General features: G+C 26.9%; 13 protein-coding genes. 9 read left to right on the forward strand and 4 right to left on the reverse strand.

Features of this window, described 5'->3' with window-relative positions; translation table 4 throughout:
• Window positions 1-54: 54 nt before the first annotated feature.
• Window positions 55-417, forward strand: a complete 363-nt coding sequence (locus GvMRE_RS11860; RefSeq protein WP_147411451.1) for a bL21 family ribosomal protein — start codon at window positions 55-57, stop codon at window positions 415-417.
• A gap of 48 nt (window positions 418-465) precedes the next feature.
• Complete coding sequence (locus tag GvMRE_RS11865; protein WP_147411452.1) at window positions 466-798, forward strand: ribosomal-processing cysteine protease Prp; 333 nt, start codon at window positions 466-468, stop codon at window positions 796-798.
• 1,403 nt (window positions 799-2,201) lie between these two features.
• On the opposite strand, the gene GvMRE_RS11870 is transcribed toward GvMRE_RS11865, so the two are convergent.
• The 4 genes from GvMRE_RS11870 to GvMRE_RS11885 form a co-directional block, all read right to left on the reverse strand.
• Window positions 2,202-3,164, reverse strand: coding sequence for a hypothetical protein (locus GvMRE_RS11870; protein ID WP_147411453.1), 963 nt, complete (start codon window positions 3,162-3,164; stop codon window positions 2,202-2,204).
• Window positions 3,165-3,215: 51 nt separating this feature from the next.
• Window positions 3,216-4,442: an elongation factor 4 family protein gene (locus tag GvMRE_RS11875; protein WP_147411454.1), complete on the reverse strand. Its 1,227-nt coding sequence runs from the start codon at window positions 4,440-4,442 to the stop codon at window positions 3,216-3,218.
• Entirely contained in the window at window positions 4,443-5,213 is a 771-nt protein-coding gene (locus tag GvMRE_RS11880) for a hypothetical protein (protein WP_147411455.1), read from the reverse strand.
• Between the two features lie 1,109 nt (window positions 5,214-6,322).
• Window positions 6,323-6,706, reverse strand: a complete 384-nt coding sequence (locus GvMRE_RS11885) for an uL11 family ribosomal protein (protein ID WP_172575406.1) — start codon at window positions 6,704-6,706, stop codon at window positions 6,323-6,325.
• Between the two features lie 744 nt (window positions 6,707-7,450).
• On the opposite strand from GvMRE_RS11885, the gene GvMRE_RS11890 reads away from it, so the two are divergent.
• The 7 genes from GvMRE_RS11890 (at window position 7,451) to GvMRE_RS11920 (ending at window position 12,731) form a co-directional block, all read left to right on the forward strand.
• Entirely contained in the window at window positions 7,451-7,945 is a 495-nt protein-coding gene (locus tag GvMRE_RS11890; protein ID WP_147411457.1) for a type I restriction enzyme HsdR N-terminal domain-containing protein, read from the forward strand.
• Between the two features lie 40 nt (window positions 7,946-7,985).
• Window positions 7,986-8,720, forward strand: coding sequence for a 30S ribosomal protein S2 (gene rpsB / locus GvMRE_RS11895; protein ID WP_147411458.1), 735 nt, complete (start codon window positions 7,986-7,988; stop codon window positions 8,718-8,720).
• A gap of 15 nt (window positions 8,721-8,735) precedes the next feature.
• Window positions 8,736-9,467, forward strand: a complete 732-nt coding sequence (locus GvMRE_RS11900) for a dUTP diphosphatase (protein ID WP_147411459.1) — start codon at window positions 8,736-8,738, stop codon at window positions 9,465-9,467.
• A 302-nt stretch (window positions 9,468-9,769) separates the two neighbouring features.
• Window positions 9,770-10,342 carry an ERF family protein gene (locus GvMRE_RS11905; RefSeq protein ID WP_147411460.1) on the forward strand — a complete coding sequence of 191 codons (573 nt, stop codon included), beginning with the start codon at window positions 9,770-9,772 and terminating at the stop codon, window positions 10,340-10,342.
• 167 nt (window positions 10,343-10,509) lie between these two features.
• Window positions 10,510-10,989, forward strand: a complete 480-nt coding sequence (rplM, locus tag GvMRE_RS11910; protein ID WP_147411461.1) for a 50S ribosomal protein L13 — start codon at window positions 10,510-10,512, stop codon at window positions 10,987-10,989.
• An 11-nt stretch (window positions 10,990-11,000) separates the two neighbouring features.
• Window positions 11,001-11,423, forward strand: coding sequence for a 50S ribosomal protein L15 (gene rplO, locus GvMRE_RS11915; protein WP_147411462.1), 423 nt, complete (start codon window positions 11,001-11,003; stop codon window positions 11,421-11,423).
• 441 nt (window positions 11,424-11,864) lie between these two features.
• Window positions 11,865-12,731 carry a hypothetical protein gene (locus GvMRE_RS11920; protein ID WP_172575407.1) on the forward strand — a complete coding sequence of 289 codons (867 nt, stop codon included), beginning with the start codon at window positions 11,865-11,867 and terminating at the stop codon, window positions 12,729-12,731.
• Window positions 12,732-12,832 lie beyond the last annotated feature (101 nt).

Raw genomic sequence — 12,832 nt, forward strand, 5'->3', positions numbered from 1 at the left:
TTTATTATAAAGTTATTCAAAAAAAAAGAACTTTTTATACTAAAATCTATACTAATGAGTATAACATTCGATTTTAAGGGTACGCAAGTTACCTGATTTTCAGAAAAAGAAAAAGGGGAAGAAAAACAAACTATCCGAATTCCTTTACAAAAAAAAATAGAAGTTAAGTCAGGCAAAAAAATAGAAGTTGAACCTGGCGATGAAATAATCATTGACAAAGTTTTAGAAAGAGATGAAGATGTGGAAGAATTTGGTCAGCCTTATTTGCCTATTAAATTGATTGGTAAAGTGATTAAAAATATAAAAAATAAGACAATTTTTGGTATGAAATACAAAGCCAAAAAAAGGACAAAAAGAACTTGGGGACATCGTGCGAGATTTACCTTAATTAAAATAATAAGAGTAGAAGAAAAATAAAAAGTAAGACAAAAAACAAATAATAATAATAATGATGATGAAAAAATAATGACTTGCCTTCTCTATAAATTAGATAAGAAAAATAATTTTCAATGCATTACCATTAAAGGTCATGCTAATTATACAAAAACAAAAAAAGATATAGTTTGTGCAGCGATTTCAGCTATTACTAACGGCACTGTTAATTTTCTCCAGCTTCACTATGAAAATGATTGTAAAATTTATTATCAGTCTGCTAATATAAGTATTTATCCTCTAAACAATAATTTTGAGTGTCAATTATGTTTACGATTAATGTTCTATCAATTGGAAAATATTGCTAATTTTTATCCTGATTATTTAAAAATTAGCAATACACAAATTTTTGAAAGAGTAACCTAGTTTTAGATTTAGAAGTTATTATATTTAATTAGCATAAATAAAACTTCTTATTTAAATAAACTACAGATAATTTTCCTAAATATATGAAAAAAAAATATCAAAAATTAGTTCCTCTATTTTTTTTTCATATATATTGCATAATTTTAGGCTGGTTTAACGGAGGGGAAAAATTAAAATTTCCACTTCATTTTTTTTTTCATTTTTTATCTTGATGATGTACTTGAAATAGTCTCTTATCTTTATTTTTTATTGCTTGACAAAAATTAAAAAGAAGCAAGGATGAAATTTTTTATTTAGTGGTTTTTATCAGTAATTTTTTAACCATGATCCTTTATTCGATTGGTTTGTTCATTTGACTAGTCACTATTTTAACTACTTACTATGGATCTACTAAAAAAACTATTAAGTTAGTTCCAATACCTAGTCATATAATAGACTCTTATTCACAGACATTTAAAGTAATTCATTGGTGATTATATTCCCCTCTTTGACATTTTTATTGTCCCCTTTATTTTATTAACTGATTCTTTCGTTATGGAAGAATGGACTTACTAAAAAAAAAAATAGGATCGAGTGTTTTTTATTGTCTAATCCACCCTACACTTTATTATAGTTATTGTCTTCTTCGTAGCAAAATAGGAAATAAAGAATTTTTTAAAAAATTTGATCAATCGCGATGAACTCTTCCTTTTCTTAGTAGTAAAAAAATGATTATTAAGTTAGAGATTAATCATAGATATCGTTTTTTTTGAAAAATAACCTTAATCTTTTTCTGGTTTAGTTTTTTTAGTCTAATAACTATTTTTATTATAAAATACTGACAGAAAATAAAAAAATGGTACTTTAAACAAGGAAAATCATAAAGATTTTTGCTATTTCTATAAGTATTTGCTAGTTTAACAAGGTTTTACAACAAAATTAAACTATAAAGAATTATTGATAGCATAATATAATTCTGCATATTCTTTATCTTTTCTTATTTTTCCAGTTCTGCCCCTCTGTTTTACAATCTCCAACATTTCCAAGAATTTTTTTATTTCCAGGTTTTTGTTTAGGAGTGAAGTTGTTAGTATTAAATATTTCACTAGTTGCTTTGTTTTGATAATTATTGTCCTCAGTTATTATTATTAACTTGTTTCTGTACTTTTTAACACTTCTAATTTCTTCTACCTTAGGTAGTATATTATTATTTTGAATAAATAATAAAAGTAATATAGAAAGAGAGTGTAATATCTCATAGATCCACACATTGATCAGTTTTTTGAAAGCTTGTTTTTCACAAACGAAGAAAAAACAAAAAAAAGATCTTAAGCTAACTCAAAACTAAAATTACTAACCATTACTAAAAAGTCTTCAATTTGCTAAAAAAATCTACTAAAAATAGTTATAAAATATCTTCATGTTTAAACAATAGAAGATTTTTTTGTTTTTGTTAAAAACAAAAATACAAGAAATTCTACAATACAAGAAACTAAGAAGATAGTAAAACTATATTCGTCAAAAATGCTTTTAATGAATCGTACTCTAAGTTCTTTTTGTATCTCCTTGGGTAGTTTGTAATTGTATTCAGAAACGGAGGCAATCAAAACAAATCTATTTAAATCAGGAGTTATTGTTATTATTGTTTTATCATTATTTTTTTCGTCCACTAATAATTCCTTTTCATATTTTCATGAATTATTTTGCTGAGAATTAAAAAACGATAAGATAATTTCTTTTAATCTTGGATTTTCGTTCAGTTTGTCAATATCCTTAAAAAAAAGAATTGGATCTTTTTTGTAATCACTACTTTTTATAATGTTAACAATTTTTCGTTTAATAGCTCCAGGACTAGATTTTTTATCAATTTTGACAAAATTAGAATCAATTTTGCACCCTTTGTTCCCAAAATCGTGTTCTTCAGTTATTTTACTAGCTAATTCTTTGCCATAAAATAATGTTAACAATGGTTTTTCGTTGCTTCATTTGTGTTTTCATTCTTGAAATTTTTCTCCTCATAGCTTTCCTTCATTTCCTAATAATAAAATAGGATCTCTTTTTATATTCTTAACTATTTCCTTCAAATCATTTTCTAGTGTTTCTTTTTCCTTATTTCTAAAAATATTTCTTTTTTTGTGAGGTTTAGCTAGTAACTGTTCAAATTTTTTTTCTATTCTTTTTAGTTGTATGTTTCTATTTTCAAAGCTTTTTTTTATTTCTCTATGCACTATAGAATAAGCCACTTCATCAGGGCAAATAAGAAAGCCAAGAATTGAAAATACTCCGATAGCAATTCCTAATAATAGTCTTCTTTTTTCATTTCATCTAAATAAATAAAAAAGCGGAAGAATTATCATTAATGTTAACCAATAAATAATTGATCTCATAATTTTTTCATAGTGACTAAATGAATAATATTAGAAAAATTTCAAGAATTTTTACATATTTTTGTTGCTTTTTAAAAAATCTCTTAGATTATCAGAGCTGAAATTCACTTTTCCTAACATCTTCATTCGAGCTTTTCCTTTTTTTTGTTTGGCTCACAATTTCATTTTTCTTGTTCTATCTCCCCCATATAAGTTGCCGGTGACATTTTTTTTCAAGGCCGGTAAGGTTTCGCGAGCAATTACTTGATTACCAATAATAGCTTGAATAGGAACCATAAAAGTTTGTCGATTGAGAGTGGTTTTTAATTTTTCGCATACTAACTTGGCTCGCCCATAGGCAAAATTTCGATGAACTAAAAAAGATAAATCAGGAACTAATTGATTATTTAGCAAAATATCTACTTTGACAATATCACTAGGTTGAAAGCTAATTAGTTGATAATTAAAAGAAGCGTAACCATGAGAAATAGATTTTATTTTATCATGAAAATCAATAATAAATTCCGCAAAAGGTAAATGATAATTTAATTGATAAAGCAAACCTGCTTTTCACTCTTGTGATTGATAAACACCCCGTTTATTTCGGCACAATTGAGAAATGTCTCCTAAATATTCTTCGGGAGTAATAATATTTAGAGAGATAAACAGTTCTTCGATGGCTTTTGCTTTGAGAGGAATTTTTTGGGGATTATTAGTTTCTAAACTTTTACCATCAGAAAAAATTATCCGATAGGTAATGCTGGGAGAGGTAGTAATAATTTCACAATCATATTCTTTTTGTATCCTTTCACAAACAACTTCTCGATGTAATAAACCTAAAAAACCGCACCGAAATCCTGGACCTAACAATTTTGAATCAATAGTTTCCAAACTTAAACTACTATCTTGGATTTGTAATTCTCTCAAAGCCTTTTCAAATTCCTTAAATTGAGAACTTTCACTCGGATATAAATTAGAGTAGACGTTGGGTTTTATTTCTTGGTAGCCCGCAAAAGGTAAAAAGTTACTATCTAAATCGAACACAGTATCACCAACCTTTACTTCTCGCATATCTCGAATATTAGCTGTAAACCAACCAATTTCTCCTGTGATTAATTTACCCTTTAAAACTTCGCGAGGAGTTTTTACTCCTACTTTTTCTATTTGATAAACTTTTTGTTGATTAGCATGAAATTTTATTTTATGCCCTTTTATCAATTCTCCTTTAAAAATACGAGTATAAATTATTACTCCATAATAGCGACTATAAAGTAAGTCAAAAATTAATGCTTTCAACATTTATTTAATTTTATCATATATTTTATTTTTTAATTTATAGCCAGCAAACCACCAAAAAAATAAGGTTGAGGTTCAAAATATTAACAATCCCAAAAAAATAATAGAAATTACTAAAAAAAACCACAAGAAGATGTTATTCTTACCATGTTTTACTCAACCAAAAAAAAAGTAAGGATAAAGTGATTTCTTATTTCTACTTCCAAACTGATAAAACTCTGATCCAGGAATGTATGGTCTAAAAAGAACAAATAAAACATAAAAAAAGGGATGAATAAAACTATATCAAAATAATCTTCTGCGACCAAAATAAGTACTGACTAAACTAGTTTTTCTTCGTGTGAAATAAGCAATATTTGAAAGCGGAGCTAAATAGTGTCAAAGAGTTGAGTAAAATCACCAAAATATTTTTCTATTAACTGGAAAAGAAAATATATTAATCATTCCTTCTCGTTGAGGAGCCAGAGTTCAACGTCCGATTACCGAAATCGTAAAAATGCCGATAGAAGTAACATTAGCATTAATCACCAGGAGATCAAAAATTTTATCAAAATAATTAGTAGGAGATTTTTTAAATAATCTATAAATAAAGTAGACAATGGTAACCAAGGATGCTTGGACACTTCAATAAGAAAGAAAATTACATCAGTAATTAATTTCTTTATATCCGCTAGGTCATCTATAAGAATCTAAGTAAAAGGCGCAGATGGAAGAAAATAAGTGTAAAAAAGTTGAAAAGGCCAATAAGCAAAAATTATTTTTTTTGATTGCCATTTGATAAATATTTTATACTTTTTTTTAATATACTTAATTTTATGTCAAAAATACGAGTATATATAAATACTTATAAGAGCTTAGTCTGTAAAGATTTATTTATTATTTGGTAATCTTTTCAGCAAGAAAAAATAGTTGGTAGTAGATCAAATCCCTTTTTCAACTTTAGAATCATAGATTGTAGATAAAGAGCAACGAAATAAATACTTCAATCAAATCTTCCCTTTCCTCTGCAATAAAATTGATAGTAAAGAAACAAAAACAAAATGGTAATACCAGAAACCATTAAATCAGGTAATTTACAAAAACAAATAAATAGATTAAATCTATTTATTTGTCAAGAGCTATCATCTAGTAGCTTATATATTTTCAACTTATTGCTAATTGAAAAATTTTTCAATCAGTCTTTTATTTGGATTTTTTCCTGCTCTTCTTGGTTGACTTTGCGGGCTAAATTAATTTGATAAAAAGAGTTAAAAAAAAATAAAAAGAGATTAATCAAGCTATATTCGCTAGAACAAATGAAACCAAAAAAATAACTAAATTCAACAAATAACAAGACCTGATTAAAGATTGTAGATTAACCATAACAAAAAAAACACCAGTCACTATTTCAAATAAACTGGCTAAAATACTGATGAATTTATAAGAAAATTCAGTGACAATATTAATTATTTTGTCATTTTTATAAGCATAATTTATTAGTTTTTTTATTAGATAGACGTTGATTTCTCTCTGACACTTTTTTTTTCAGTAATTAAGAGTTAGATGAACAACTAATTTAATTGGAAAATAAAGCAAAAAAAGAAGAAAAAGTAACTTATTTCAATCTATAAGTATCTCGTTTCCTTCACTTTTTGATAAGCAAAATCTACCAAATAAGAAAGAAAAATTCCCTCGATTTTGGTTTTTTGTATAATAAGACAAATTATTAATCAAATTAAAACGAATAAGAAAAAGCACATAATCAACAAGAAATTGAAAAGAGAAAAAGACAGAAATCTTTCACTTAAAATTTTTGAAGAGATATAATAACAATTTATTCATAAACCAAGATTATCTCTGATATATTAAAATTGTTAGATTTTTTTCTTCCTGTTAAAGAAATGTTATTCACTAACTTTTTTGCCAAAACTTTGCACTGTACTCGCTACAGTTTTTTTGGCTTCCTCTAAATTGTCTGTATTTAGACTCGGCATTATTTCATTAGCAATTTTTTCCAAGTCGACTTGACTAATCTCCTTTTTATCACCAATAGCTTTTTTTATTAAGTAACTGCTTGGTGAATTGCCGATAGTGTACTCATAACTTCCATCCTCGTAAATAGTTATTTCTACATTGACAAGTTCGCCGTTTTTTTTTTTTGCTTTCTCATCATTATTAAAATCTTTAACAAACAACACCATCTTTTTCTCTAAAAACGCCAAATTGGCTCCAGCTTTAGCTTGTCCACAAACTAATTGGATTTTTCTACGACTTATTACTTTTTTCATATAATTAATTATTATTGTTTTTTGGTCAAATAAGTAATCTAATTTTCTATTATCATCTGTTCATCAAGTATCTAAAATAAAGAACATAGCTGATTATATAGTCCATTTTCTCTAAATCTGACGGAGCAAAACTAAAATAAGCAAATAACAGCCTACAAAAAATGAAAAAGAAAAATTTTTTCTTGTTTCAAAAGAAAAAAGCTCCAGCTTAATTATTCATCAATATAAGTTGGTCTATTGACTTAAAAGCAGATCATTTTAGATTTAAGTTATTACAATATCAGAAATTATTTATAGTATCATAAAAGTTAAAAAGTTCTTGTTTAACAAGGTTTTACAACAAAATTAAACTATAAAGAATTATTGATAGCATAATATTAAGTTATTTTTGTTGAAATATAATTTTTTTGTATCCAAAGCACGAAAATTAAACAGGCTCGAGTTGGTTCCTGTTTTTTTTGCTAGTGATTTTCAGTAGTTTCTTTCTACTTTGCTAACAAAACAAAAAACTCTTATTAACTAACGAACAGTTTTCTCTTTTTTTTCTAATTTTCATACTATGAAATAGTACACCAAGACAGTAATTCCTAACTTACGTTTTTCTTTTTATAGACACAAAAAAAATTAACTTAAACCTAAACTGTTTGTAGTGAAACGATTCATATACAAAATTGTATATTTATTATAACAATTGTTATCCGTTATATATGAAATTAAAAAGATCTTCTCGTAAAAAATTGGCATATGTGATATATTATAATAACATTTTTTTTTCTTACTGTTACCGTTTGTATTCTTTTATTTTCAAAGAAAAAAAAACCTAACGAACCTTTTTTAATTTGTCCTATTCGGGGAGATTTGCGGGCAAAAAAATATGATATAAAAGGTGATTATAGTGAAGAACATCAAAGAGTACGACTAATCAAACATCTTTTAAAAAAAGGCTATGCTAAAAAATGTTTTATCATTGAGCATAAAATACCGATCGGACATAAAGGTCATAATACTTTGCGAGTTGACTTGGTGATTAAAAAAAAAAATAGGTTTTTAATAGTAGCTGAAGTAAAAAAAAATTATAACAAAAAAAACATGGAATCAGCTATCAGGCATCAGTTGATCCCAGCAATGCAAATACTTAACAGTAAATATGGAATATATTTTGATGGCACTAAAAAAAGTTGTTTATTGAAGAAGAAAACAGATGGAACAATTTTTATGAGACAATTAACCTATCACTAAAAATTAGTAAAAATTGTTGTAAAACATGTTAATATAATTCATGACAAATTTTAATTGAAAAAAAATGGATGAAGCAGGAGTTAAACATGGTAGTTTAACTAGGTATTTAAACCCACGAATGCTTTCTTACATTTACGGGAAAAATATAAGGAATAAAACTCACATTTTTGATCTAAACAAGATCTTTGACAGCTGTCAAAAACTAAGTGATCACGTAAATTGTTTGATTAAAAAAAAAGGAGAAGAGCTAACTATCTTGTTTTTGGCCACTAAAAAACAGGCTCAGGAAATTACCAAAAAGCACGCAATCAGATGCGGTATGCCTTATATTGCTAACAAATGGAAAGGAGGGTTTTTGACCAATTTTGAAGAAATAAAGAAAAAATTAAAAAAATTGTGATGATTAAATAATTTTATTGAAAGTCCTGATTTTGAAAACTTGGCCAAAAAAGAGCAGTTGAACTATAAGAAAAATAAAGCTAAACTTCAAAGTGTTTACGAAGGAGTAATAAAATTAAAAGAGAAACCTGATGTTGTATTTATTCTTGGTTTAAGCAAGGAAAAAGTTGCTCTTAAGGAGTGCAAAAAAATGGGTATTCCAGTCATTGCCATTTGTAATAGTAATTGTAATCCAAAACCATTTGAACATATTTATGTCATCCCTGGTAATGATGAAAATACAGGTTCGATTGACTTCTTTGCAGAATTAATGGCAGATACTATTATTGAATCTAATAAGTTAAACAAAGAAGAAGAGAAAAAAATCAATGCATAGTGGAAAAAAAATAAAATGTTGAGCCTTGAAACAATAAAAAAATTAAAACTAGAACAGGAGAAATTAGACCAATTTATTATCCAAAAAAATAATATTACTGATAGTCAAACCAAAGCAAGTTTTATCCGCACTAAAATTGCCCTTTTGGTTGAGATTGGCGAATTGGCTAATGAATTAGAAACCTTTAAACATTGAAAAAAAGGAAAAAAAACAATTGCCGAGAAAGACCCAAATGATTTACAAAAGGCCAAAGAGGAATTAATTGATTGCTTACATTTTTATTTAAGTTGAGTTAATGCCTTTCAAATTGATTTTTCTGATTACCAGTTTCGAAAATTAGTCCCCGAACCTGACGAGAACGAATTACTACTGGCACTTTTTTCGGAAACAGAAATGTTTAGTTTAAAAACTCCTTTACATACAACTAAGGAAAAAATATTTGCTACTGCTGAAAAAAGTTGAGAGGAACAAATTAAAAAATTAAATCCTGAGGATAAAGATTACCAAAAAAATATAGAAACTTTCAAAAAAATAAAAGAGGGACAGAAAAAAATTATTGAAAAAATGAGTAGTAGTTTTTTAGAAGCAATTGAAATCGAGAAAAATAAAACTATTTTCTATCGTTGATTATTAATATTTGAAGAACTGGCTGGAAAATTAGGAATGAAGAGTGAAAAGGATATTGAAGAGGCTTATCTGAAAAAAAACAAAATTAATTGAGATAGACAACAAGGCAACAAACATTAAAATAAATAAAACAGAGTTTATGACAAAGAAAGTTAGTGTTTTGCAAGGCGGTAGCATATACTTCTTCTATCGCCCAAAAGTCGAAAATAACTCTAAACAGAAAGAATAAGTACAACGATTTTTTTTTCGTTTTACAACCCCAAAATCAAAACAATCATCAATTGCTAATTGTTGAAAAAACAGCTATTTTTTGTTTTTAAGTCACGAAGAAGAAATGAAATATTGCCTTGAAAAGATACATCCTGATAGCTTGTTTGTTTTAGAGTTTCAATTAAAAAATAGATATAAAAATTCAAGTCGCTATGAAAAAATTAAGTATTTATAATAAGATTCAAAAAATTCAATCAGAGGTTAAAGAACTAATTCGTGCTGAGGAAAACGAAAAGTTGAATTACAGTTTTTTTAATGAATCAGCAGTTTTTGAAATATTAAAACCTTTATTACAAAAATACAAAATGGCTATCTTAATAAGTGATGATCCTGATAGTAACTTTGAGTGTCAACAAATAGGTAATTCTTATTTAGTTAAATATTTAAAAAAACTAGAGATAATAAATATAAGTGATGATGATAATCTTATTACAAAAGACTTCGCCGAAAACAGGAACAATCAAAACAGCTTTGTTGATGAAATTAAAACTTTTTCTTTTTATGCTATTGGCGTTAATGTTGATCCTGCTAAAGCCAAGGGAGCAGCTGACACTTATGCAATAAAATATATGCTTTCTAAATTATTTTTAATGCAAGTGCAGGATGAAGGTGATCCTGATTACCAAATTAGTGATAATAACAGAGAAAACACTGCATCTAAAGAAAATAAACAAGCGAAAGAATTTCTAAAAAAACGTGAGGATTGAATAAAAAAAAACAATTAAATTGGTTGCTTATATAGTAAAACTTATTAAAGTAGTAGTCATGCTCTTTTCTTGTTTAGTTCCAATATAACTCATTAACATCGTTATCGTTTTTTTGTATAAAATAGAGGTATATAATATATATAAATCAAAGTCTTTTTGCTTTCGTTAGCAAAAAAAATAATACTATGAATATTATTGAAATACATAAAGAAAATGAGAAATTACAAAAAACTACTATTCCTTCTCTCCGGACAGTTAATCGTCAATGATATTTTTTGGATCTAAAGGGCAGAATAGTAGGTAGAGAGTCCACAGAAAAGATTGTAGACTTGCTTCGTGGCAAAAATCGAATAGATTTTGTACCTAATTTAGATTTGGGAAATTATGTAGTGTTAATAAATGCTAAATATATAACTTTCACCGGTAAGAACAAGTTAGATAGTAAAAAATACTATAATCATTCTGGTTACCCAGGTGGATTAAAAGTGCGAAGCGCTAGATTAATGCTAGAAAAACATCCTAGAGAATTAGTTTTGCGTATTATAGAAGGAATGATCCCCCATAAAAAATTAGGAAACAGACAAAAAAAAAGATTGTTTGTTTTTGCTGACAAAAATCATAACTTACAAAGTCTAGAAAAAAATTTTATTGTTATAACAAATTAGTAAATATCTCAATGAGTAATAATTATTTAACAAAGATAGTAAAAAGAACAAAAAGGCACGGTCGAGGAATTGGTTCAGGTCGTGGTAAGACTTCTGGACGAGGAACTAAAGGGCAAGGGTCACGTAAAAGCGGTAACGTGCGTCTTGGCTTTGAAGGGGGACAAACTCCGGTTTATCGAGCTTTTCCTAAGTGAGGAGGAGGATTTAGAAAAAAAAAGATAGTTTATCGGATAATCAATTTAGAAAAGATAGAGAAAAACGAGGGGATAATTGCAGGGCAAGTAGTAAATTTTTCATCAGAAAAATTTTCTGTTAAAGTGTTAGGGAAAGGAAAACTCAGCAAAAAATTAACTATTAAGGCAGCGGCTTTTTCTCAAACAGCGTCAAATAAAATCATCCAGGAAGGAGGAGAAACACAAGTAATTAAAGAATAATTAATGATAAATAATAGTAAAAAAAGAAGAATTAAACAAAAGTATTTTAATTTTATTTCGGCTTGCTCAGTTAGTTTACTAGGATTATTATCTTATGTTCTTTTCTCTAGATACATTTACTTTCCTGTTCAATGGTTCTCTAGAGTCAATGAACCATCACAAGAAAAATTATTTTTATTTTTTTCTGGTATTGATATTCATTTGCAAGTCAATTTTTTTCTTGGAATTCTTTTTAGTTTATTGAACAGTGAAAAAAAAGATTGAGTTAAGATTAAAAAATGGAGATTTTGAATCAATAAAGTATTGATACTAATTTCTTCTTTGATTTTAGGGCTATATCATTATTGGCAAAAGATAAAAAACAGCTTAGGTAATATTTTACTTCTGTGTTTAATTATCATAGTGATAAATTGCTGCTTACTAGAGATAATTATTCAATTGATGAACCAATACGGAATATGTAATTTTCTTAATTTAGTACTTTTTACAGAATTTACTCCTTTTGGATGATTACAAAAAAACTGAAGCAGAATTTGAATAGTTTGGTTGTATTTAATAACAATTTTTTTTATTTGAATAACCAACTTAAAATTAGAAATGCCTGTTGAAATTAACACTCTTTACAATCAAAACAACAAGTTATTAAAAAATAGCGAGTTTAAACTAGGATTTCGCCTTAATTTTAGTCTCATTCCGTTAATTTACCTGTCAACTTTCATTAGACACGTCTACACCTTTTTTTTAATGAGAGGAAGAACTGATTGAACCAGCCTTGGAAGTATATTTAGCAATTTAGAAAAAGCAAACAAAGATAAAATAATATTGAATGAAAAACATCGAAGAGGAAAAAAAGGATTTTGATATTGTTTTTTTTCACTTAACGAAGATAAGTGAATTTTCAATTGAAAAAACTTGGAAAAATTATTAAGTAGAAATAAGTGAATGATTGTTGGGGCTATTATTTTTCTTGTTTTATTTCGTTGACTAGTTATTTGATTTCAAGCAAGGAAAATCAGTCCATGAAAAACTAAAGAGATTAGCAAAGATCTGCAAAAAAGAGGCATTTATATCAATTATATTTCTCCTGGAAATTCTACTCGCCAACTGTTAAAAAAAATAGTTAACAAAATAATTATATTTTGAAATTTTTCAATACTTATTTTGAATATCATCTTTGACAATATTTTTGCTTACGCTGGCAAAAATGCAGAAAAACTAAACTTTATGAGCTGATTCGGAGGTGTTAATATAGGTGTCGAATTAATTAGACAAATAAGAACCAAGTTTGAATATATAAAAAATAGCTAAAAAAATAGTAATAAAAACAAATAATAACACGTTGTAACTACATGGAAAATAAAAAAGATAATAATCTAGGAAAAATAATTTTGTTATTGGCTCCTCCTATT

The organism is endosymbiont GvMRE of Glomus versiforme, from assembly GCF_003546845.1.